Annotated in this window: 18 protein-coding genes and 1 tRNA gene; 4 read left to right on the top strand and 15 right to left on the bottom strand. The window is 70.5% G+C overall.

The features are described 5' to 3' along the window. Nucleotides 1-380: 380 nt before the first annotated feature. The 6 genes from FB470_RS18445 to FB470_RS18420 form a co-directional block, all read right to left on the bottom strand. Nucleotides 381-605: a hypothetical protein gene (locus FB470_RS18445; RefSeq protein WP_306993164.1), complete on the bottom strand. Its 225-nt coding sequence runs from the start codon at nucleotides 603-605 to the stop codon at nucleotides 381-383. Nucleotides 606-2014: 1409 nt separating this feature from the next. Continuing rightward, a tRNA-Arg gene (locus FB470_RS18440) sits at nucleotides 2015-2088 on the bottom strand. Nucleotides 2089-2172: 84 nt separating this feature from the next. Further along, nucleotides 2173-2910 carry an SDR family oxidoreductase gene (locus FB470_RS18435; RefSeq protein ID WP_306993163.1) on the bottom strand — a complete coding sequence of 246 codons (738 nt, stop codon included), beginning with the start codon at nucleotides 2908-2910 and terminating at the stop codon, nucleotides 2173-2175. A 41-nt stretch (nucleotides 2911-2951) separates the two neighbouring features. Beyond that, on the bottom strand, nucleotides 2952-3449 hold the full coding sequence (locus FB470_RS18430) for a zinc-binding dehydrogenase (RefSeq protein WP_306993162.1): 498 nt from the start codon (nucleotides 3447-3449) through the stop codon (nucleotides 2952-2954). A 236-nt stretch (nucleotides 3450-3685) separates the two neighbouring features. Next, nucleotides 3686-5083 (bottom strand): dihydrolipoyl dehydrogenase, encoded by a 1398-nt coding sequence (gene lpdA / locus FB470_RS18425; RefSeq protein ID WP_306993161.1) that lies wholly within the window; start codon nucleotides 5081-5083, stop codon nucleotides 3686-3688. A 65-nt stretch (nucleotides 5084-5148) separates the two neighbouring features. Continuing rightward, entirely contained in the window at nucleotides 5149-5553 is a 405-nt protein-coding gene (locus tag FB470_RS18420) for a nitroreductase family deazaflavin-dependent oxidoreductase (RefSeq protein WP_306993160.1), read from the bottom strand. Nucleotides 5554-5722: 169 nt separating this feature from the next. On the opposite strand from FB470_RS18420, the gene FB470_RS18415 reads away from it, so the two are divergent. Together FB470_RS18415 and FB470_RS18410 are read left to right on the top strand one after the other, a co-directional pair. Continuing rightward, entirely contained in the window at nucleotides 5723-6778 is a 1056-nt protein-coding gene (locus FB470_RS18415) for a LacI family DNA-binding transcriptional regulator (RefSeq protein ID WP_306993159.1), read from the top strand. A gap of 190 nt (nucleotides 6779-6968) precedes the next feature. Then, complete coding sequence (locus FB470_RS18410) at nucleotides 6969-7589, top strand: TetR/AcrR family transcriptional regulator (RefSeq protein ID WP_306993158.1); 621 nt, start codon at nucleotides 6969-6971, stop codon at nucleotides 7587-7589. Here FB470_RS18410 and FB470_RS18405 read toward each other — a convergent pair. The 4 genes from FB470_RS18405 to FB470_RS18390 form a co-directional block, all read right to left on the bottom strand. Next, nucleotides 7576-8238 carry a histidine phosphatase family protein gene (locus tag FB470_RS18405; protein WP_306993157.1) on the bottom strand — a complete coding sequence of 221 codons (663 nt, stop codon included), beginning with the start codon at nucleotides 8236-8238 and terminating at the stop codon, nucleotides 7576-7578. The genes FB470_RS18410 and FB470_RS18405 overlap by 14 nt on opposite strands. A gap of 35 nt (nucleotides 8239-8273) precedes the next feature. After that, on the bottom strand, nucleotides 8274-8924 hold the full coding sequence (locus tag FB470_RS35765) for a S8/S53 family peptidase (protein ID WP_370876495.1): 651 nt from the start codon (nucleotides 8922-8924) through the stop codon (nucleotides 8274-8276). Between the two features lie 447 nt (nucleotides 8925-9371). Further along, nucleotides 9372-9899, bottom strand: a complete 528-nt coding sequence (locus tag FB470_RS18395) for a DUF3558 domain-containing protein (protein ID WP_306993156.1) — start codon at nucleotides 9897-9899, stop codon at nucleotides 9372-9374. Continuing rightward, complete coding sequence (locus FB470_RS18390) at nucleotides 9900-10325, bottom strand: hypothetical protein (protein ID WP_306993155.1); 426 nt, start codon at nucleotides 10323-10325, stop codon at nucleotides 9900-9902. It abuts the gene before it with no gap. An 814-nt stretch (nucleotides 10326-11139) separates the two neighbouring features. Here FB470_RS18390 and FB470_RS18385 point away from each other — a divergent pair. Then, on the top strand, nucleotides 11140-12045 hold the full coding sequence (locus FB470_RS18385; protein ID WP_306993153.1) for a hypothetical protein: 906 nt from the start codon (nucleotides 11140-11142) through the stop codon (nucleotides 12043-12045). A 10-nt stretch (nucleotides 12046-12055) separates the two neighbouring features. Here the strand turns inward: FB470_RS18385 and FB470_RS18380 are convergent, their stop codons facing one another. The 4 genes from FB470_RS18380 to hrpA all read right to left on the bottom strand — a co-directional run bounded on the left by FB470_RS18380 (nucleotide 12056) and on the right by hrpA (nucleotide 20904). After that, nucleotides 12056-12415: a hypothetical protein gene (locus FB470_RS18380; RefSeq protein ID WP_306993152.1), complete on the bottom strand. Its 360-nt coding sequence runs from the start codon at nucleotides 12413-12415 to the stop codon at nucleotides 12056-12058. A gap of 269 nt (nucleotides 12416-12684) precedes the next feature. Further along, entirely contained in the window at nucleotides 12685-14313 is a 1629-nt protein-coding gene (locus tag FB470_RS18375; RefSeq protein ID WP_306993150.1) for an acyl-CoA synthetase, read from the bottom strand. A gap of 1011 nt (nucleotides 14314-15324) precedes the next feature. Continuing rightward, nucleotides 15325-16992 (bottom strand): bifunctional 3'-5' exonuclease/DNA polymerase, encoded by a 1668-nt coding sequence (locus FB470_RS18370; protein WP_306993148.1) that lies wholly within the window; start codon nucleotides 16990-16992, stop codon nucleotides 15325-15327. A 39-nt stretch (nucleotides 16993-17031) separates the two neighbouring features. Then, on the bottom strand, nucleotides 17032-20904 hold the full coding sequence (gene hrpA, locus FB470_RS18365) for an ATP-dependent RNA helicase HrpA (protein ID WP_306993147.1): 3873 nt from the start codon (nucleotides 20902-20904) through the stop codon (nucleotides 17032-17034). 44 nt (nucleotides 20905-20948) lie between these two features. On the opposite strand from hrpA, the gene FB470_RS18360 reads away from it, so the two are divergent. Next, on the top strand, nucleotides 20949-21824 hold the full coding sequence (locus FB470_RS18360) for a phosphotransferase family protein (protein ID WP_306993145.1): 876 nt from the start codon (nucleotides 20949-20951) through the stop codon (nucleotides 21822-21824). On the opposite strand, the gene FB470_RS18355 is transcribed toward FB470_RS18360, so the two are convergent. Then, a complete protein-coding gene (locus FB470_RS18355; RefSeq protein WP_306993144.1) occupies nucleotides 21757-22920 on the bottom strand; it encodes a lactate 2-monooxygenase in 1164 nt (387 codons plus the stop codon). The two genes, FB470_RS18360 and FB470_RS18355, sit on opposite strands and share 68 nt — an antisense overlap. Nucleotides 22921-22982: the final 62 nt, after the last annotated feature.

The following is a 22982-nucleotide window of genomic DNA, read 5'->3' as shown; positions in this document are numbered from 1 at the left end:
CCTGTCCACCCCGGTACCCCCGCCGCGATTCGCGGGATCGGTTGATGCTGCTGGTGTGCGCCGCGGTCATCCCCGAACCCGGGCACCGCGTGGCCACGCCACGGCTGCATCCTCGCCCACGACTCGCCCCGGCCGTGGGCTACGGAACGCGAAGGACGAGACACCTGGCGAGTCGGGCTGCGGTACCCCTCTGTTGTGGGCCCCGGCGGGACTCGAACCTGCGACCTGGAGGTTTGCGCTGAAGGTCTGCCGATGCCACTCATACCTCGATGACGTTCACCGTGACCTGCATGATTCACGAGCGCAAATGCACCAAGTTGCCCAGCAGCTGAGGTGGTTTCTCATCAATTGGTGGGGTAAAGCGTGGGCGTGGCCGCACCTCAAGGCGCGTCGAGCCAGTGGCACCCCGCAATCTCCTCGAATTTGGCCCGCAGCGCTGGGGCCAACTCATCGGGCGTCCGGTCGTATGCCGTGATGACGGCGCCCGGCCCTGGCTCGATCAAGTAGTCGCTGGACGGGAGGATCTCCAGGATCCAGTACCGCAGTCGCCGCACCTGGTTCTCATCCAGGACCAGCCGCGGATCACTTGCGACGAGCTTCAGCACCCGCTGATGCTACGGCGGGGTCGTGCACGCTTTCGGCTTCGACGGCATTCACAGGGAAGTCGCTTCGATATAAGGACCACCACGACGAGTTGCCCGGCCTGCGACTCGGGTGCTTGTTGATCACTGTCGTTTGCCGTCCCTGCCTGGTGCATGTGGCGCAAATGTGGCATGGATCGGCGAACCACCCGGCGCACTGGCCGCCGACCGTTCGTCCGATCAGATGTTCGACCAAGGGTAGATCGAATGCACCGTCGCTGGTCACTCTGTGGAGTGCGTGCGCCGTTCAACGTCCCGGTTTGACCGGTTGTCGAGACGCTCTGTAGTCGATCTTCCATGGCTGTAATTCTCGAAAGTGGAGGGGCTGTGGCGCAGGTTCACGGCACTCGCGAACAAGGGAGCCCCCTTAAATGACGACACAGATCGGAACCACCGCTCGGACTGGGGAGCGTTGCCCCGTGAGCGGAGTCTGGGAGGTGGTAGGTACGCCGAGCACCAGCGCGCCTATCGCAAAGGGCAACGTCATCCCGCCGTACAACAATCGGGCGGTCACCTGGCGGCTCATCCGGCTGGCGTAGCGCAGCAGTGTGCATTGGGCGGTGGTGTGTCTGCAGGGGACGCGCCACCGCCCTTGCCTTTGCACCCGCTGCTGCTTGGTGGTCATCCCGTCGCCTGATGGCGTCTCGATCACGCCGTGTTGGGGCCGCAACCTCCGTACTCAACCGCCGCCGAACTTGCCAACCTTGCGGTCCCAGCGCGGCGTGATAGCCATCAGATCAGGCGACGGGATGACCACCAAGCGCCCACCCTGCCAGCGCAACCGGGCCTGCAATCCCCGGTCATCCCGGAGCCTGCCTGCCCGGCGAGGGCATCTTTCTCTTGCTGTCGCGGCAGCTGCAGGGCCGCCCGGCCTCCGTGGAACCGCCAGCCGCACGCCCGCGTTTGGCGCTTCGACAGGATGAGGGCCGGATCAGCGGCCCCGCCTTGAACAAGTAAGGAAACCAGGCGTGGAGCCCTACGGCTGCGATCGCCTTGTCGTCATGCCGCTTGGCTGGGGAACTGGCGCGCGTCGGGGTCCTCGTCCCGTTCCCACTGCTGGCAGCAGTCGAGGATGACGGCAAGCTCGCTGGGATCGGCGTGGGCGACCGCCGGCCAGTCGGTTAGGCCCAACGTCGGTCACGTCTCGTACGCGCCGTCAGTGGCGAGGACGCCCAGGGCACCTCGGACACCGGCCGACGCTCGACGAGCGCATGGTGAGCAGCTTCCGGTGGTGCCTACGTGGAACGCGGTCGTGGGTGAGCAGGCAGGGCCGGCTCTGAAAACCCGACCGGCGATCCAGTCGCCGAAAAGAGGGTTGAGCACGGGCCGGTCAGGGCCTTGATCGGATATCGGGGTCCTGACCAGCCAAGAAGTGCCCCCGGCAGGACTCGAACCTGCGACCTAGAGATTAGAAGGCTCTTGCTCTATCCGGCTGAGCTACGAGGGCCTGGCGCCGACGACCCCGCAGGCCGTCCTGACCTGCAGTTTAGTCAACGTCACTTCCCCTATCGCCAGACGACGGGGGAACGTTTCAGCCTCTGCCGATGAACGGCATCTTGGTGGCTGTCACCGTCATGAACTGCACGTTCGCGGACAGTGGGAGGCCCGCCATGTACCGCACGGCCTCCGCGACGTGTCTCGCGTCGAACGTCGGTTCCGGCAGCTCACGGCCGTCGGCCTGGCGGGCGCCCCGCGCGATGCCCGCCGTCATCTCCGTCGCCGCGTTGCCGATGTCGATTTGGCCACACGCGATGTCGTGGGGGCGCCCGTCCAGCGACAACGACTTCGTCAGACCTGTGATGGCGTGCTTGGTCGCCGTGTACGCGACGCTCCCGGGGCGCGGCGCGTGCGCGGAGATCGAGCCGTTGTTGATGATCCGGCCGCCACGCGGGTCCTGGCGCTTCATCTGGCGGAACGCCTCTCGCGCGCACAGGAACGCACCGGTCAGGTTGACCGCCACCGTCTGGTGCCAGGCCTCGACGTCGATCTCGTCCGGATCGCCCGCCGGGCCGAAGGTGCCGGCGTTGTTGAACAGCACGTCGACCCGGCCCCAGCGGGACGCGACGGCCTCGAACACGGCCCTGACCTGGGCGGGATCGGTGACATCGGCCGGGTGGACCATCGCGTCCGCAACGCCGTCGGCGGTCTCTTCGAGTGCCGCGGCTCTGCGGCCGACCAGGGCCACGCGGTAGCCGTCGCCCAGCAGCGCGCGGGCCACCTGCCGCCCGATGCCGGAACCGGCGCCCGTCACGACGGCGACCCCACCCATCACCACCACCTCCTGCCCGCGACCGCGTGATCGGCACGCACCTACACAGTCAACACGACCTTGCCACGCCCGTGCCCGGTCTCGACGTCCCGGTGCGCCTGCGCGGCCTCGTCCAGCTGTGAGCGCTGCCCCCGCACCAGCTGGACACCCAGCGCCTCGGCCCGGTCGTGGTCCACCAGGGTGAGCACGCGACCGCGCTCCTTCACCAGGGCGAGTGAAACGTCCAGCGCCTCCCCGCCCGCACCGTCCAGGGCCGCGTGCACACCACCGGGTGAAAGCGCTCGCACACGCTCCGCCAAGCCCTCGCCGGAGACGACCGGCGCGGCGCCGAGGGAACGCACGTACGACTGGTTCGCCTCGCTCGCCGTGCCGATGACAGTCGCGCCCCACCGCCGCGCGAGCTGCACCGCGGCCGTGCCCACCGAACCCGCCGCGGCGTGGATGAGCACCGTGTCACCGGCCGAAACGCCCAGCTGCCGCAGCGCGAGGTACGCCGTCTGGGTCCCGGCGGTGAACGCGCCCGCGACGGTCCTCGGCATGCCAGCCGGCTTCGCGGTGACCTGGTCCTCCCGCCGGCGAACTCGTTACCCGGGATGCGCGGCCAGGCCAGCCCCGTCGCGTACGGCGGCTCCCAGCCCGCCCGCACCACCGCGTCGAACGGCTGCACGCCCGCCGCGCGCACGCGGACCCGGACCCGCCTGCGTATCCGGGAGCTCCAATTGAGCCGCGAAAAGAGAACTCCCCGCGTCCGCAGACGCGGGGAGTTCGTCGACGATCAGAAGTTGATCATGTGGCCCGCGAGACCGTGGATGGCCTCCTTGACCGCCTCGCCGAGCGTGGGGTGCGCGTGCACGTTCCGTGCCACCTCGTGCACCGTCAGGTCCCACTGCTGCGCCAGCGTCAGCTCCGGCAGCAGCTCGGTCACGTCCGGCCCGATCAGGTGCGCGCCCAGCAGCTCGCCGTACTTCGCGTCGGACAGGATCTTCACGAAACCGCCCGAGTCGGCCAGGCCGTGGGCCTTGCCGTTGGCGGTGAACGGGAACTTGGCGACCTGCACGTCGTAGCCCTGCTCGCGCGCCTGCGCCTCGGTCAGGCCGAAGCTGGCGACCTGCGGCTGGCAGTACGTCGCGCGCGGGATCATGGTGTAGTCCAGCTCCATGGTCTCCGCGCCGCCGATCGTCTCGGCCGCCACGATGCCCATCGACTCGGCCGCGTGGGCCAGCATGAGCTTCGCGGTGACGTCGCCGATCGCGTAGATGTGCGGCACGCTGGTGCGGCACCGGCCGTCGATCGCGATGGCGCGGCGCTCGGTCAGCTCGACGCCGGTGTTCTCCAGGCCGTAGCCCTCGACGCGCGGCTGGAAGCCGATCGCCTGCAGGACCTTGTCGGCCTCCAGGGTCTGCTGGTTGCCGCCGCTGGAGACGGTGACCTTGACCTTGTCGCCGCTGTCGTCGATGCTCTCGACCTTGGTGCCGGTCAGGACCTTGATGCCGAGCTTCTTGTAGCGCTTGGCCAGTTCCTTGGACACGTCGGCGTCCTCGAGCGGCACCATCCGGTCCAGGAACTCGACGATCGTCACGTCGACGCCGTAGTTGTGCATCACGTAGGCGAACTCGACGCCGATCGCGCCCGCGCCGGCGATGATGATGCTGCCGGGCAGGTCGCGGGTGAGGATCTGCTCCTCGTAGGTCACCACGCGCTCGGACAGCTGCGTACCCGGCAGCAGCTTGGTGGTGGCGCCGGCGGCGATGATGCAGTGGTCGAAGGTGACGGTCTCGCTGCCGTTCTCACCGGTGACCTCGATGGTGTGCGCGTCGGTGAACTTGCCGCGCCCGGTGAACTCCTGGATGTTGTTCTTCTTCATCAGGAAGTGCACGCCCTTGACGCGGCCCTCGGCGACCGTGCGGCTGCGGTCGAACGCGGCGCCGTAGTCGAAGGTGATGGGCCCGTCCGAGCTGATCCCGAAGGTCTTCGCCTCCTTGGTGACCAGGTGGGCGAGCTCCGCGTTGCGCAGCAGCGCCTTCGACGGGATGCACCCGACGTTCAGGCACACGCCGCCCCAGTACTTCTCCTCGACGATCGCCGTCTTCAGGCCGAGCTGTGACGCCCGGATCGCCGCGACATACCCGCCGGGCCCGGCACCCAGCACCACAACGTCGAAATGCGCACTCATACCGCCACCCTATGCCCTCCCGGAGGGGCCGGTCGTGGGTGCTCCGGCCCCGCGACCGGCCGTGATCAGGACCTCTCGAGGATCACGACGGGGATCTTCCGGTCGGTCTTCTTCTGGTACTCGTCGTAGTCCGGCCACACCCGCACCATCTTCGGCCACAGCACCTCGCGCTCGGCGTCGGTGGCGGTGCGGGCCTTGGCGGTGAACTTGTCGGCCTTGACCTGCACCTTGACCTCGGGGTGGGCCTGGAGGTTGAGGTACCAGCCGGGGTGCTGGGGCGCGCCGCCCTTGGACGCGACGATCACGTACGCGCCCTCGTGCTCCTGGTAGATCAGGGCGAACTTGCGCTCCTGCCCGGTCTTGCGGCCGGTGGTGGTGAGGATCAGGATCGGGGCGCCCTTCTCCCAGTCGTGACCGACTTCACCATCGGTCTCCTCGTACCGGCGGACGTGTTCATCGCCGAACAGCATGCGCGCTCCTTTCGTGGGCACAGACGTCTCCGTAGGGGCCCAACGCGGAGGAGGCCGTCGGTATTTCCTTCGACACTTTCGGTGACTGCCACTCGCTCGGGTGGTCCTGACCAGGCAAAAGCCGGAATTCAACCTAGAATTCGGCCCAACGCCGACCGCGGGAGGGACGATGAGCGACCGGCCACATGTGACGCTCGAGGACGTGGCGAGGACCGCGGAGGTCTCGCTCGCGACGGCGTCCCGCGCGCTCAACGGCACCACGAGAGTGCGCGACGACCTGCGGGACCGGGTGCTGGCCGCCGCCGCGGAGCTGGCCTACACGCCCAACGCGCACGCGCAAGCGCTTGCCGGGGCTTCGCGCAGGACGGTGGGCGTGATCTGCCACGACATCAGTGATCCCTACTTCGCCGCCGTCACCCGCGGAGTGATGCGGGTGGCCGACCGCAACGGCCTGCTCGTGATGCTCGCCGGCACGTTCGCGGATCCGGACAGGGAGCTGGCGTACGTGTCGACGCTGCGGGCTCAGCGGGCGTCGGCGATCGTGCTGACCGGTTCGGCGTTCGAGGACCGGGCCTGGGAGCGGGCGATGGCCGCGGAGCTGGACCCGTACCGGCGGGGTGGTGGACGGGTGGCCGTGGTGACGCGGCACCGGTCGCTCAAGGCGGACACGGTGGCGCCGGAGAACCGGGCGGGCGCGCGGGCGATGGCCGAGGCGATGCACCGGCTGGGCCACCGGAGGTTCGCGGTGGTCGCGGGCCCGGCGCGACTGACCACAGTGGCCGACCGGGTCGCCGGGTTCCGCGACGGACTGGCCGGACTGGGGGTCGAACTGTCCGAACGGGACGTCTTCGAGGGCTCGTTCGACCGGGACGGCGGGTTTCGGGCGGCGGAGGAGCTGCTGGACGCCGGTCACAAGGCCACGTGCGTGCTGACCGCGTCGGATGTGATGGCGGTCGGCGTGGTGGCCGCGCTGCGCACGGCGGGGGTGTCCGTGCCCGACGACGTGTCGGTCACCGGTTTCGACGACGTGCCGCTGGTCCGGGACCTGACTCCGCCGTTGACCACGGTGGCGTTGCCGCTGGAACGGCTCGGCGAGGAGGCGATGGAGCTGGCGCTGGACACGAGCGCCGGCGGCGGTGGTGCGCGGGGCCGCGTCCGGAGGCTGGCCGGGGAGGTCCTGCTGCGCGAGAGCACGGCGAAGCCGCGGCGGCGACGGCGCCGGTAGGTGGAGCTGCTCGGGAGCGGCGGCGGGTTGTTCGTAGGTGGCGTGAGGGCGCCGGAGGTGGGTCGCGCATGCTCTGGCGACCCCGCGCAGCCGACGACGCCCTCGACACGTGCCTCCGATCGAATGACGTAGTCGCCGACTTGTCGGAAAAGAACAACTCCGCAGGGTGACCCGTGCCAGCATGTCGCCCATGACGTCGGACTCCGAGCCCCGGTGGCGAAGACTCGAACCGGACGAACGCAGGGAACAGATCTTCACCTGCGCGGCCCGGCTGTTCGGCGAGCGCCCCTACGCGGAGGTGTCCACATCAGACATCGCCGCGTCGGCGGGGGTCGCCCGCGGGCTGATCAACCACTACTTCGGCACCAAGCGGCAGCTCTACCTGGCCGTGCTGCGCCGAACGGTCACGATTCCCGGCGCCGCGCTCGACGTCATCACCGACGGGCCCCTCGAGGAGAAAGTCCGGGTCGCCGTCGACTGGTTCCTGACGCTCGTCACGAAACAGGGCCGGACGTGGCTGGTGGCGACCGCGCCGGAGGGGCTCGGCAGCGATCCGGAGGTCGAGCAGATCCTCGTCGAAGCCGAACGGCGTTCGGCGGCACGCGTGCTGGAGGCCCTCGGCGTCAAGGTCGACACCGCCCACGCCGAGACGTTCAACGCCCTCGTCCGCGCCTACGGCGGCATGGTCAAGGCCGCCGGCCGCGAGTGGCTGCTGCGCGGCGACCTCGACCGCGAGCAGGTCCACACCCTGCTGTCCCGGTCGCTGGTGACGTTGATCGAGGACGTCTTCCCCGCGGTCAGCGGTAGGTGAGCAGCCGGGCCGCGCGGCCTTCGAAGTGCGCGTGCTCGTTGAACGACACCAGCGTGACCCCGCCGCGCCCGGACACCAGCTTGGTGATCCCGCCGTTCACCGTCACCCGGTTGAGCTGCAGCAACCCCATCTCCGGGTTGCCGAGCAGGTGCCCGGCGAGCGTGCCGATGACCCCGCCGGAGGTGAACACCACCGCGCTCTCGCCCTTGCGCAGCACGGCGACCAGGTCGGCCAGCGCACTGCGCACCCGCTCGGCGAACGCCGGCCACGTCTCCGCGCACGGACCGGTCTCACCGGCGCGGACCCACGCGGCCAGCGACGCGTCGAGCACCTCCTGGTAGCCCCGCGGATCGCCCGCCTGCTGCGGCACCCCGCCGCCGTGCCGGGCGACGATGTCGACGTGGTCGTACTCGTTCCAGCGCGGGTCCTCCTTGGCCACGGCGTCCGCGCCGAGCCAGTCCAGGACGAGGTCGGCGGTGGCGCGCTGACGGGCCATCGACCCGGTCCGTCCCTCGGTGAACCGGATCTTGCGGCGCAGCAACTCCGCCCCTACCACCGAACCCTGTTCGACCCCGGTGCCGGACAGCTTGTCGTAGTCGGCCGCCCCGAAGGAGGCCTGGCCGTGCCGGATCAGGTAGATGGCACCCATCGGCCGTCCTTTCGCTCGCCGTCCCCGCCCGCAGCCTAGCCAGCGGCGAACAGGAGACGGTTGGGCGTACCCGCGGTTGCGTTGCTGATCTTGCCCGGGATGGCCGCGTTGACCAGGGCGTCGGACACCTGTGCTGGGCTCGCGCCCGGGTGCCCGGCGCCGGACGTGCGCGTCGCGGCGGCGCCGGCGACGTGCGGGGTAGTGTCCACGCCCGGCGCGTACAGGTCGACGACGCTGCCGTAGTGGGGGAAGGCGGCCAGCCGGTCCAGATCATCGCTGGCCGCGACGGTGATCGCCTCGGTGACCCGCGCCGGGGAATCGTTGCCGGCGTCGGTGCCCTCGTTAGCGGCGGGGATAGCGGAGTTGACGCCCTTGGCGATCGCGCCGCGGACGGCGTCGTCGAGTGACGGTGGCCGCGGTGGTGGCGTGGCTGTAGCACGAGCCGAGCGGCGGGCTCGCCTGGTCGATCCGGTCCAGCCCCCACGACAGCGGGTCCCGCGCGTCGCGGCGGCGACGTAGCGGCCGGCGAGGTCGTCCGCCCGCGAGGTGGCGGTCTGCTGGAGGACCACGAGGCAGCTGCCCGCGACCGATCCCGGCGTGCCGGCTTCCAGCACCTGCCCCTCCCGGGCCCGCGCGGGACCGGCACAGGCCGGCGTCGCCGCGGGCCACATCGCGCGCATCCGCATGGACCGCCCTCTCCTCTCCCCGACCGGGTGGTTCGAACACAGGTAATCCCGCGGCCAGAGCGGGGGCAACGATTCACAGTTACCAACCAGCCGGCGACTTGCCTCACAGCACTCTGACCAGCGGCAACGGGGAAGGTGAGATCACCGGGCGCAACGGCTTACCAGCAGGCATCCTCTACTTCCGGAAGATGATCCGACACTGCGCGTTTCACCCACATGAGAGTTACAGCCGCTCCGGATGCACCTGCTGTAATCACCCCAGGCCGGACCATTCGCACAACTTCTTGATGTGCTCGTAGAGAGCTTTTGATGCGGAAACACGTGGGGTCACCGGCGAACGGCAGCGGGAAAGGAAGGCGGATTCGACCGACCGTGAGGTCTCCCCGGAGCCTGGAGTACCCCTCCGGCCATACGAGGCGCACCGGGCCCCCATTGCCCGGAGATCAATCACCGTATCCTCGGTAGCAACGCCTCCACCCGGTCCGCCAGGTTTCGCGCCAGCGGACATGCCTGCGAATTGTTCTCGGGCTGGGACATTGCCATCTGAGCGAGGACACGGGCGTGCTCTTTCACCTCGAATGCGACGGTGCATCCGAGGGCGTTCTGCACCTCCAACGCCTTCCGGCCGTTGACGGTCGTTTCAGTCGCACCCGGATCGGTTTCGCGGAATTCGGCCAGCCCTTGCACAGGATCGAGTGCCAGTCCATTACTACCGATACCAGGTTTCGTTGCCGTGCACTCGTTGCGATGGCTGATATTGTCACCGGGGTTGAAACCTTGTCCGGCATTGAGTTGGTCGAGCACCTGACACGCGACCAAACCGACAAACGGATCAACGGCGCTCGCCGACGTCGGTGTCCCGCTTGTCGCGGGTGAAGGTGTGCCTTGCACCGTGGACGTGCATCCGACCACTACCGCGGCGAGAATTGCGGACGAAGTTACCACAAAGCCGCCTCGCGTACTGATTTGCAACACTCAGTCCTCTTTGGGTTTGCCAAGGTACTGCGTCGCCGAATCATTCGACGCGTCATACTTACTCATAGCGATGTCGAGCGCTTCTCTGACGGGCTTCAGGTTTTCCAAAACCGTCTGATAGACCGGAATTAGTGACCGATCATCGGAGTCCATAGCTGCCTGAAAATGCGCCGCGGCCCGTTGAGCATAGTCGTCATTCCCAAACTTGGGTTTGCGGCGCAATCGCTCGATGTTGAGCGAAATTCGCGAGAGTCGGTCCTCGGCTTGCGTGATCGCGTTGCGAAGATGCGTCCCAGTCTCTTCATCCACTGCCCAGCCGCGGGACTTGGCGTCGGCCAGTAATCGCCGCGCTTGGTCTCCCATCGCTTTGATCTGTTCCCGATCGCCCAAGGCGCTGGCCAGACCCGCACCGGTCCAGTCTGTCATGGTTCGACCGCTCCCCCCGGTGCGCTGAGTCTTACGGCACGCACGATAGCAGATTCCGCACATACCGTCGGCACGAAGTGGCAGTGTCCTCGCCCCTCGGCCGAGCACGCCTGGCCCCGGCGTGAGGCGGAAGCGCGCAACCCACTCGTCATGCGGCGCCAACAGCTACTCCGATGCGGCGAACCCGTCGGTGTTAGCCAACTGGGCCCACCAGGTCGCGCCGGAAAAATCGCGCGGTTCACGCCGTTAGGGCACTCGGCGCGGTTCTTCGGCCGGAAATCACGGCAGTCTCGGTGCGAAGATTGAGATTCGTCAAAATTCGTGGCCATCCAGTTCCGGGTCCGCACCATCATCTCGACAACTTCGTCCCGCGGGTCCGCAATGTAACCCTGACATGCTTCAAACGCGGCCGTACACCGATCATCGGTGAAGGTATCTGCGATCTGCGTATCGAGCTTGGGCGGTTTGAGACCAAGAGAGGCTCCGGTCGATCTCGGTCTCCTCGGTGAGCCGAGAGCGCGACGTAGTCCACACCCGATCGGGTGATCTTGGCAGCGCTCGACCCGGCAGCCCGATATCCATACAGCCTCGCGGCCCGCCCACACGCTCACGACCCTGTACCCACAAATCCCCAGGTCAAGTCAAGGTTCGTGCCCCGCGAGGAGGACCACGATCCACAGTTACCAGTACTCGCCTGGACGAGTTATGGAAGATCCACCTGAAAGGGTGACACCTTGATCGCCATTCTCCTACGGGTAGAGGTCACTGACTGCTACCATCGGCGGTGGCGAAGTCGATTTCCAGGTGGTAGCAGGTGTCCACGTCCGAGCGCGCGGTGCCGAGCCCGTTCGCCAAGACCCTCCGCTCCGCGATCGCCCGTAGCGGGCTGAGCCTCGACCGCATCCAGGCGCGCCTGCAGGCCGGCGGGGTGCCGATCAGCGTCACCGCCCTGAGCTACTGGCAGTCCGGGAAGCGGCAGCCGGAGCGGCAGAGTTCGATCTCGGCCGTCCGCGTCCTCGAAGACGTCCTCGGCCTGCAGCGCGGCGAGCTGTTGTCGCTGCTCCCGCCGCCCCGGCCACGCGGGCTGCCGTCCCGGCGACAGGCCGACGGGGTCGTGCAGTTCCCGATGGAGGCGCTACGCCTGCTGCTGGAGCGGGTCGGCGCGCCGCACGCGCTCGAGCAGCAGCACCGCCTGAACCTGCTGAACCTGCACGACCGGTGCGAGATCGCGGCCGGCGGACGCCAGCGGTCGCTGACCACGCGGTCGGTGTTCCAGGCGACGGCCGACCAGCAGGACCGGTGGATCCTGGTCTACGACCACGGTGGCGCCCCCGCCCCGACGCTGCACGAGCTGCGCAACTGCCGGAGCGGTCGGGTCGAGATCGACCCCGAGCACGGCCTGACCGTCGCCGAGCTGCTGTTCGACCGCCCGATCAACCGCGGCGAGACGTGCCTGATCGAGTACACGCTGACCAACAGCGGGCCGCCCTACCCGGACTGCGAGAACACCTACTACCGCGAGTTCCGCCGCCCCATCCGCGAGTACCTGCTGGAGATCCGCTTCGACGAGGCCGACGCGCTGCGCGGGTGCTGGCAGTACGCGCGCCGGGGCAACGCCGAGAGCGAGGAGCGTCGCGAACTGCACCTCGACACCGCGGGCGGGGTGCACGCGGTGGCGCTGGACTACGGGCCCGGGGTGTTCGGCATCTCCTGGGAGTGACCGGCGTCGGTCAGCGGGCTCGCCGGGCGGACGCGCGCGACTGGACGCTCACCCGTCGGGAGTTCCAGTGGTCGGCGATCTTCACGGCGACGAGCGCGAGCATGCACAGCGCCGTCGACGGGATCGCCTTCATCAGGGCGAACGTGATCATCGCCAGCGCCGACACCGCCGTCATCCCCAGCAGCACGACGTGCCACACCCGCACCCAGCTCTCCGCGGACCGGTTCAGGAAACGCCACCGCCCCGCACCGCGGCGACGGGCCGGTTGGGGGTCCGCGGCGGCCGGGTCGAGGGCGGCGTAGAACTGTTCGTCGAGCACGATTCTGTGCCGTTCCTGCGACGTGTCCCGCGGCGGCTGTACGGTGGTCACGTTGTTGCCTCCCTCTCCGGATGCTCAACAACCACGCGGCTCCCTGTGGCAGCAGGGGGCCGCGCTGCATGTCGCGGCATGCCGCGTCCTCACTCATAGTGCCTATCCGGCTCGGCACCGTCACGGCATCGCGGGGTTTGAGCGCCCACCGGCCAGATCGCGTCGCCGAACGGCTCGTCTCGGTAGATTTGCGGTCCCCGATCAGGTGAGAGCGGCCAGGACGACCATGCCAGCGCGCCGACCGGGCGGTTCTCCTCCGCCGTGGACCGTCAGCTCAGCTTGTTGCGCAGCACCTTCCCGGTCGCGTTGCGGGGAAGCTCCGGGACGAACTCGACGTCGCGCGGGACCTTGTAGCGCGCGAGGTTGCCCTTGACGTACTGGCGGACCGCGTCGGCGTCGAGCTTGGAGTCCTTCGTGGTCACGACGATGGCCTTGAGGCGCTGGCCGAAGTCGTCGTCCGGCACGCCGATGACCGCGGCCTCCAGCACGTCCGGGTGTTCGACCAGCAGGTTCTCCACCTCGACCGGGAAGACGTTCTCACCGCCGGAGACGATCATCTCGTCGTCGCGGCCGTCGATGAACAGCAGACCGTCCTCGTCGAAGTGACCGACGTCGCCGGTGGAGAGCAGGCCGTCGATGACCTCCTTGTGCCTGCCGTCGGTGTAGCCCTCGAAGGACAGGCCGCTGCCGACGAACACGCGCCCGGTCACGTGCGGCTCGGTGATGCGGTTGCCCTGCTCGTCGTACAGGTGGACCCTGCAGGTCACCGGCGGGCGGCCCACGGTGCCGGGGGCCTTGCGCCAGTCCTCCGGGGTGGCGACGGTGGCCACGGCGACCTCGGTGGAGCCGTAGAGGTTGTAGATGACGTCGCCGAACGCCTTGGTGGCCCGGTTGCCCAGGTCGGGTGACAGGGCCGAGCCCGCGACGAAGATGATCCGCAGCGACGACGTGTCGTACTTGGCCAGCACCTCGGGCCCGAGGTCGACGATGCGCTGCAGCATGGTCGGCACGAGGACCAGCGCGGTGCACCGGTGCTCGGCGACACCCTTCAGCGTGGCCTCGGGGTCGAACCGGCGCCGCAGCACGACCTTGCAGCCGAGCGCGAACGACAGGATGAACTGCGAGATGCCGGTGCCGTGGAAGATCGGCGCGCCGAGGAATGTGGCTTCACCCGCGCGCAACGGGATGCGGTCGAGGAACTGGACGGTGGCCAGCACGGAGGTCCGCTCGCGCGGGGCGCCCTTCGGGGTGCCGGTGGTGCCGCTGGTGAGCAGGACGAACCCGCCGCGCCGCGGTGGGGCCGGCAGGGGGCGGTCGTCGGTGCTGGCGATGAGCTCGTCGAGGACGGGGATCCCGTGGTCGGGGTCGGGGTGGTCCACCCAGGCCAGGTAGCGATCGACGGTGTCCGGGATGCCGGAGAGCAGGCCGGTGAACTCCTCGTCGTAGACGAGCGCCTGGACCTTCTCGCGCGCGGCGACGTCGGTGAGCTGCGGTTTCGCGAATCCGGTGTTCATCAGGAGCAGGCGCGCGCCGACCTTGCCCGCGGCGATCATGACCGTCACGAGACCCCGGTGGTCGCGGCACAGGGCAGCGATCACGGTTCCCGGTTCGACGCCGCGGTCGCGCCAGGCGCGCGCGAGGGCGTTCGAACGGAGGTCCAGCTCCCGGAACGTGAGCGGCCCGAGCTCGTCGACGATGCCGATCGCGTCCGGATCACGCCGCGCGGAGGTCTGCGCCGCGGCGGCGAACGGGCCGACCCTGCGCGTGGCCAGCACACTGCGCAGCCCCTCGTCGAGGCGCGGGAACGGGACCAGCCCGGCGCGCCACATGACCTCCAGGCCGCGGGCGGTCTCCGCCAGCTTGCCGGGAAGCTCGGACAGGTGGGGCGGCATACGCATGGACAGCACCTCCATTGGGCCGGCCGTACTGGCAGTATGTGTTGTTACTGGACAGTAGCCGACCAGCGAGGTAGTGCGCCAGCGGCGGGCTCGAGCGGGTGCGGCTGGTGGGGCTCGGCTGATGCGGCGGCCGGTGGGGCCGGGTGACCGGGTGGTGGGCGCCGTGGCTGGATGGTGGTCGGCAGCTGGTGGCGGGCGCGGGTGACCAGGCCAGGCGCCGGGATGGTGGGGCTGGGTGATGGGCTCGGGTGGGGTGACAGGCCGGGTGCCGGGACGGTGAGCCTGGGTGATGGACGCGGGCGCGGGTGACCAGGCCAGGCGCCGGGATGGTGGGGCTGGGTGATGGGCTCGAGTGGGGGTGACAGGCCGGGCGCCGGGACGGTGAGCATGGGCTCGAGTGGGGGTGACAGGCCGGGCGCCGGGACGGTGAGCCTGGGTGATCGGCGCGCGCGAGGTGACGGGCCAGGCACCGCGACGGTGAAACTGGGCGACGAGCGCGGGCGCGCGCGACGGGCCAGGCGCCGGAACGGTGAGCCTGGGTGATGGGCGCGGGCGCGCGCGACGGGCCAGGCGCCGGGACGGTGAGCCGGGGTGATGGACGCGCGCGGGTGGCGGGCCAGGCGCCGCAACGGCGAGCCCCGACGATCGGCCCGGGCGGGGTGACCGGCCAGGCCCCGCAACGGTGAGGCTGGGTGATGGGCGCGGGTGGGGTCGCGGGCCAGGGGTGGCTGGATGCTGGGGCGCGGTGGCTCGGGTAATGGGTCGGGGACGGCTAAGCGGGGTTCCACGCGGGACAGCGGCGGCTCGGCAGGGGCACCCGGTGATGGGGGACGGGTGGCTGGCGGGTGGGCGCGGATGGTCGGGCGGGGGCGCAGGTGGGTCACGGGCGCGACGCGCCAGCGCCGCGCCTCAGCGGACACGCCGCTGCCATCAAGAAGATGCTGGGTGGTCCTCCCGCCGCCTGAGGCCGTCCGGCGAGGACAGCCCTTGATCTTCACAGCCGCGCCGTCATCACTTGGCGTCGGCGTACGTGGTCACTGTCGCCGCGGGCATGGGGAAGTGGACGGGGCACGCTGGGCCGAAGGTGAGCGCCGTGGACTCCGCCACCGACTCCGCGATGGCGGCCTCCACCTGCGCGGCCAGCTGCCCGGGCGTGTGCACGATCACCTCGTCGTGCTGGAAGAAGACCAGCTGCGCGGGCTCGGGCAGCTTCCGGCGCAGGGTGGCGAGCAGCACGGCCGTGAAGTCGGCCGCGCTGGCCTGGACGACGAAGTTCCGCGTGAACCGGCCCCAGTTGCGGGCCGCCTGGCGGGCTCGGCTCTCCGTCGCCGAGTCGTCGTTCGCGCCGCCGGTCAGGGCTCGCCACGCTTCCGACGGCGCGGGCGACACCCGGCCGAGCCGGGAGCGCACCCGCTCACCGCGTTCGCCCGCCTGCGCCGCATGCTCCACATAGGACACGGCGTCCGGAAAGCGTTGGCGCAGCAGGGCGAGCAGGGACGCGGCCTCCCCCGCCGTGCCGCCGTACATCGCGGACAACATCGCGATCTTCGCCCGCGGCCGGCCCTCCTCGGCGCTCATCGTCCCCGCGAACATCGCCTCCGACAGCCGCGCGTACAGGTCCGTCGACGCCGAAGCCTCCGCCAGCCGGCGGTCCCCGGACAACGCCGCCAGCACCCGCGGCTCCAACTGGGCGGCGTCGGCCACGACCAGCTTCCACCCCGGATCGGCCCGCACGCACACCCGCAACGTCTTCGGGATCTGCAACGCCCCGCCGCCCGAACTCGCCCACCGCCCGGACACCACACCGCCCACCACCCACGCCGGCCGGAACCGCCCCTCGGCGACCCACTCGTCCAGCCACGCCCACCCGTTCGCCGAGTGCAGGCGCGCCAGTTCCCGGTACTCGATGAGCAGCGGAACCGCCGGGTGATCGACCTTCCGCAGCACGTGCGCCCGCGCCGACGGGATCGAAATCCCCTCCCGCCCGAACGCGCGCACGATCGTCTGCGGGCTGTCCGGGTTCACCGCCTTGCCCCCGAACGCCTCGCTGATCCGCGCCGCCAGCTCCACGAGCTTCTTCGGCCGCTGACCGGCCGGCACCCGCGGCCCGAGCAGCTCCGTCAGCAACGCGTCGTGCACGTCCGCCCGCCACGGCAACCCGTCGGCCCGCATCTCGGCCGCGACGAGCGCGCTCGCCGACTCGGCGGCGGCCAGCAACCGGAACCGCTCCGGGTGCTCGACGCGCTTCATCCGCCGGTCCTGGTCCGCGAGGACCTCCCGCGCCGCCTCGGCGACGCCCACCCCGGCCGGCAGGCCGGACCCGCGCGTCTCGAACAGCGCCGGCTGGGCATCGGCCGCCGACGGCTCGTCCGGCGGCGGTTCCAGACCGTGGAGGCGCGCCCAGGCCGCGGGCAGCGCCTTCGGCTGACCGGCCCTCCCCTCGGCCGCGAGCAACAGCCCCTCGGTCAGCGACAGGTCGTGGCACCGGCTGATGCGCAGCCCGGCACGCAGCAGCACCGGGTACAGCCGGTCGACGGACGGGAACACCCACCGCGGCGCGTCCGCCCGTTCGACCCTGGTCAGGTACTCGACGAAGCCCGCCTCCGGCAGCGCACGCCGCCCGGAGGAATCGAGCACCACGAAGACACCCTCATCCTCCCGGGCGACGATCACCTGCACGGTCCCATTGTGCGCCGCGGCACCGACAGTTCCGGCGACCTACGCGGCGGCCTTGTCCAGCGCCCGGATGACCCGCTTCAACGACACCGGGTGCGCCGTGCCGAGCGTCTGGGCGAAGAAGCTCACCCGCAGCTCCTCGATCATCCAGCGCACGTCCAGCAGCTCCGGCCCCGGCTCGACACCCGGCGGGAGCGCCGCGACGGCCGCCTCGTACTCGCCCGTCACCCACTCGACGTCGCGCAGCAACTCGACGTCCTTGGCGCCCATCGACGGCAGCTTCTCCAGCCGCCGGCCGATCCCCCGCAGGTAGCGGGCCACGTGCGGCAACCGGTCGAAGCCCGTGCCGCTCACGAAACCGGGGTACACCAGGCGCGACAGCTGCTGGCGCATGTCGGCCAGCGACTCCGCCGGACCGCGGGCACCCTCGAGCGCCGCCTCGACCTCGTTGGCCACCGTCAGGATCTTCTCGACCTCGGACAGCACGTCGAGCACCGTCGGGTTCAGCTCGCCCCGCACCTTGTCCAGCAGCGCCGCGAACCCGGTCTCGTCCCAGGCCGGTCCGCCCGCGGCGGCCATCAGCTTGTCGACCGCGCAGTCCACGCAGTCCTCCAGCAGCGCCGCCACGCTGCCGTGCGGGTTGCGGCTGAGCGCGAGCTTCGCCTGGTTGGTCAGGCTGCGGTTGATGAACTTCATCGGCGACGGCAGGTTCAGCCGCAGCAGCTTGCGCGTGCCCTGCCACATCCGCTGCCGCTGCTGCACCGGCGTGTCGAGCATCCGCACGGCGACCGTCTCGCCCTCGTCGACCAGCGCGGGGTACGCCTTGACCTGGTGCCCGCGCCGCTTCCCGGCGAACACCCGCGGCAGCTCCCCGAACGCGGGCGTGGTCAGGCCTTCGCGCTCGATGCTGTCCGCGGCGGCGGAGATCGTCGCCCGCACCTCGCCGCTGAGCTCGTCCTTCAGCACCGCGAGGTCCTTGCCCTCGGCGATCTTCCGGCCCCGGTCGTTGACGACCCGGAACGTCATCCGCAGGTGGTCGGGCACCGCGTCCAGTTGCCACGCGTCGAACGGCACGGCCACCCCGCGCAACGCCTCCAGCTCGCGGGCCAGCACGTCGAGCAGCGGACCGTCGGCCGGGCCGACCCGGGACAGCACCTGCCCAGCGGTGTCCGGCGCCGGCACGAAGTTGCGCCGCAGCTGCTTGGGCAGCGACTTGATCAGCGCGGTCACCAGCTCCTCGCGCAGACCGGGCACCTGCCAGTCGAACCCGTCCGGCGTCACCTGGTTGAGCACCGCGACCGGGATGTGCACGGTGACGCCGTCGGCGTCGGCGCCCGGCTCGAACTGGTAGGTCAACGGGAACCGCAGCGAGCCCTGCGTCCAGCTGTCCGGGTAGTCCTGTTCGGACACCTGCCCGGCGGCCTCGTTGAGCAGCATGGCCTTTTCGAAGTTGAGCAGGTCCGGCTGCTCACCGCGGACCTTCTTCCACCAGCTGTCGAAGTGCCGCGCGGAGACGACCTCGTCGCCGACGCGCTGGTCGTAGAACTCGAACAGCGTCTCGTCGTCGACCAGCAGGTCGCGGCGGCGCGCCCGGTTCTCCAGGTCCTCGACCTCGTCGAGCAGGGCCCGGTTCTCCGTGAAGAACCGGTGGTTGGTGTCCCAGTCGCCGTCCACGAGCGCGCGGCGGATGAACAGCTCCCGCGACAGCGCGGGGTCGATGCGCCCGTAGTTGACCTTGCGCCCGGCCACCAGCGGCACCCCGTAGAGCGTCACCCGCTCGGACGCCATCACCGCGCCGCGCTTGCGCTCCCAGTGCGGTTCCGAGTAGGTGCGTTTGACGACGTGCCCGGCGAGCGGCTCGATCCACTCCGGCTCGATGCGCGCGTTGACCCGGCCCCACAGCCGCGAGGTCTCCACCAGCTCGGCGGACATGACCCAGCGCGGCTGCTTCCGGAACAGCGACGACCCGGGGAAGATCGAGAACCGGGTGCCGCGGGCGCCCAGGTAGTCGCCCTTCTCCGGGTCCTTGAGCCCGATGTGCGACAGCAGCCCGGCGATCAGCGCGGTGTGCACGCGCTGCGGGTCGGCCGGCTCGGAGTTGAGCGTCACGCCCAGCGGTTTGGCGAGCTGGCGCAGCTGGCTGTAGATGTCCTGCCACTCCCGCACCCGCAGGTAGTTGAGGAACTCGGCCTTGCAGCGCTTGCGGAACTGGTTGTTCGACAGCGTCTTCTGCAGTTCCCGCAGGTACTCCCACAGGTTCAGGTAGGCCAGGAAGTCCGACGACTTGTCGGCGAAGCGGGCGTGCTGCTGGGCCGCGGCCTCCTGCTTGTCCGCCGGGCGCTCGCGCGGGTCCTGGATGGACAGTGCGGCGGCGATGATCATCACCTCGCGCACGCACCCGGTGCGCGCGCCTTCCAGCACCATCCGGCCCAGACGCGGGTCGACGGGCAGCTGCGCGAGCTGACGGCCGATCTCGGTGAGCCGCCGCTCCTTCGTGGACTCCGCCAGCGCGCCGAGCTCCTGCAGCAGCTGGACGCCGGCGGTGACCTGGCGGCGGTCCGGCGGGTCGACGAACGGGAACGCGGACAGGTCGCCGAGCCCCAGCGAGGTCATCTGCAGGATGACCGACGCGAGGTTGGTGCGCAGGATCTCCGGGTCGGTGAACTCCGGCCGGGACAGGAAGTCCTCTTCGCTGTAGAGCCGGATGCAGATGCCGTCGGAGGTGCGGCCGCAGCGGCCCTTGCGCTGGTTGGCCGAGGCCTGCGACACCGGCTCGATCGGCAGCCGCTGCACCTTGGTGCGGTGGCTGTAGCGGGAGATGCGCGCCGTGCCGGGGTCGATGACGTACTTGATGCCCGGCACGGTCAGCGACGTCTCGGCGACGTTGGTGGCGAGCACGATCCGGCGCCCGGCGTGGCGGCTGAACACGCGGTGCTGGTCGGCCGCGGACAGCCGCGCGTAGAGCGGCAGCACCTCGGTGCCCGGGAGGTCCAGCTTGTTCAGCGCGTCGGCGGTGTCGCGGATCTCCCGCTCGCCGGAGAGGAACACGAGGATGTCGCCCGGGCCCTCGGCGCACAGCTCCTCGACGGCGTCGGCGATGGCGGTGACCTGGTCGCGGTCCTCCGACTCGGGGTCGTCCGGGTCGACGATCGGGCGGTAGCGGACCTCGACCGGGTAGGTGCGGCCGGACACCTCGACGATCGGCGCGTCGTCGAAGTGCTTCGAGAACCGCTCCGGGTCGATGGTCGCCGAGGTGATGATCACCTTCAGGTCGGGCCGCCTGGGCAGCAGCTGCTTGAGGTAGCCGAGGATGAAGTCGATGTTGAGGCTGCGCTCGTGGGCCTCGTCGATGATGAGCGTGTCGTAACGGCGCAGCATCCGGTCGCCCTGGATCTCGGCGAGCAGGATGCCGTCGGTCATCAGCTTGACCATCGTGTCGTCGCCGGAGGAGTCGGTGAACCGCACCTTGTAGCCGACCGTGCTGCCCAGCTCGGTCTTCAGCTCCTCGGCGATGCGCTCGGCGACCGTGCGCGCCGCCAGCCGCCGCGGCTGGGTGTGCCCGATCTGGCCGCGCACGCCCAGGCCCAGCTCGAGGCAGATCTTCGGCAGCTGGGTGGTCTTGCCCGAGCCGGTCTCGCCGGCGACGATCACGACCTGGTGGTCGCGGATCGCGGCGGCGATGTCGTCCCGGCGCCGGCTGACCGGCAGCTCGTCGGGGTAGCGGATCTCCGGCGCCCGGCGGCGCTGGACGCGGGCCTCGGCGGCCTCGATGTCGGCGGCGATCTCCCGCGCGACGCGGTCCCGGTCGCGGGCCTTGCGGGCACCGTCGAGCCGGCGGCGGAGCCGGTGCTCGTCGCGCAGCATCAAGCCGGGCAGCCGGGCCCGGAGGTCCTCGAGGGGGGATCGCGTAGACATACGGTTTCCAGGATAGCTCCGCGTGATCCGGCTAGCCTGCGAATATGCCCGCACCGCACCTGGAGTGGCTCGACGAGCTGGGCCTGGGCGGTCTGCCCCGGCGGCAGCTGTCCGGCGGATACCGGAACGCGGCCTGGTCGCTGGGCGACCGGTTCGTGCTCAAGGTGGGCGGACGGCCCGCGGTGGAGGCCGCGCTCGCCCGGTTGCTGCCCGGCATCGCGCCCGAGGTGATCGCTGTCACGAACGGCGCGTCCGTGTCCACGTTCGTGCCCGGTGTGAGCGCCGAGGTGCTGCTGTCCCGCCTGGGTCCCGCCGACGCCCGCGAGCTGGGTGTCGCGGCGGGGCGCACCCTCGCCCGGATCGGCGAGATCCACTTCACGGGACCGGGCTGGTTCCTCGACCACGAGCTGCGGCTGGGCGGGATGCCGGGCGATCTCGCCGTGTTCGTGGCGGCTTGCCTGGCGCGGCTGCATCCGGGCTGGCGGCTCACCGAGGCGGAAGTGCGCGGGCTCCTCGTGCGGGCTCGCGAACGGGCGCCGCTGGTGCCGGACGGTGAGGCGCGCCTGGTGCACTCCGACTTCAACCCGAAGAACCTGCTCGCCGCCCGCACCGGCGACGGCTGGCGGGTCACCGTGCTGGACTGGGAGTTCGCGCACAGCGGCAGCCCGCTCACCGATCTCGGCAACGTCCTGCGGTTCGGGGACACCCCGTTCACCGACGGCGTTGTGGAGGGCTTCGGCCCGCGGCCGGAGGGCTGGCGGGAAGCGGCCCGCGCGCTGGACCTGTTCGCGCTCGCGGACTTCCTCACGCGTCCGCCTCAGGAGCCGCTCGCCTCGCGGCTGCTGGGTGTGATCAGGACCGCTGCAGCGACTCCGGGCCCAGCTCGCCGATCGAGCGGTGACCGGTCAGGGCGAGGCTGATGTCGAGGTCCGCGAGCAGGCTGCGCAGCACGTGCCGCACGCCGTCCTCGCCCGCGTGTCCCAGCCCGTACACCCAGGGCCGTCCGACGAGCACGCCCTTCGCGCCCAGGGCCAGCGCCTTGAGGATGTCCGCGCCGGTCCGCACGCCGGAGTCGAACAGCACCTCGACGCGGTCGCCGACCGCGCCGACGATCGGCGGCAGCGCCTCCAGCGACGCGATCGCGCCGTCGACCTGGCGGCCGCCGTGGTTGGACACCACGATGCCGTCCACCCCGGCGTCCACCGCGCGCCGCGCGTCGTCGACGTGCTGGATGCCCTTGAGCACGATCGGGCCGTCCCAGTGCTCCCGCAGGAACGGCAGCTGGTCCCAGCTGTGGTCGGTGCCGGTGAACAGCGACACCCACCGCAGGATGGCCGAGGGCATGTCGTCCTCGGGCGCCTTGTCCAGCAGCGCGCGGAAGGCCGGGTCGGACAGCGGGGTGGCCAGGCCCTCGCCCGTGAGGAACGGCAGGTAGGCGGCGTCCAGGTCACGCGGGCGCCAGGCCAGGGTCCACGTGTCGAGCGTGACGACGAGCGTGGTGTAGCCGGCCTCCTTCGCGCGGGTCAGCATGCTGGCCGTGACGTCCGAATCCGCGGGCCAGTACAGCTGGAACCAGCGTGGCCCCTCGCCGGAGGCCTCGGCCACCTCTTCGATCGTCTTCGACGAGGCGGTGGACAGGATCATCGGCAGGCCCAGCGCCGCGGCGGCCCGCGCGGTCGCCAGTTCGGCGTCCGGGTGCACGATCGACTGCACCCCCACCGGCGCGAGCAGCACCGGCGCGGGCAGCGCGGCGCCGAGGACGGTGGCCGAGGTGTCGCGCGCGGTGGCGTCGGTGAGCATGCGCGGCACGAGCTTCCAGCGGTCGAACGCCGCGCGGTTGGCCGCCATCGTGGCGCCCGAGCCCGCGCCACCGGCGACGTAGCCGTAGGCCTCCGGGGTCAGCACCTCGCGGGCCGACTCCGCCAGCCGCGTCGGGTCGGTCGTGAACGGCGGCTTCGTCCCGCCGAGTCCGTGCAGGTAGATCTCGTTCTGGTAGCCACCGAACCGCTCGGCCACACGCTCCTCCTCGTCGACGCCGGAGACCGCAGCCTACCGCCGGAAGTCGATCACATAGCCTC

Source organism: Amycolatopsis thermophila, from assembly GCF_030814215.1.
GTDB classification, from domain to species: domain Bacteria; phylum Actinomycetota; class Actinomycetes; order Mycobacteriales; family Pseudonocardiaceae; genus Amycolatopsis_E; species Amycolatopsis_E thermophila.
Note: the sequence above shows the minus strand (reverse complement) of the source record. Positions and strands in the feature narration are given on the sequence as shown.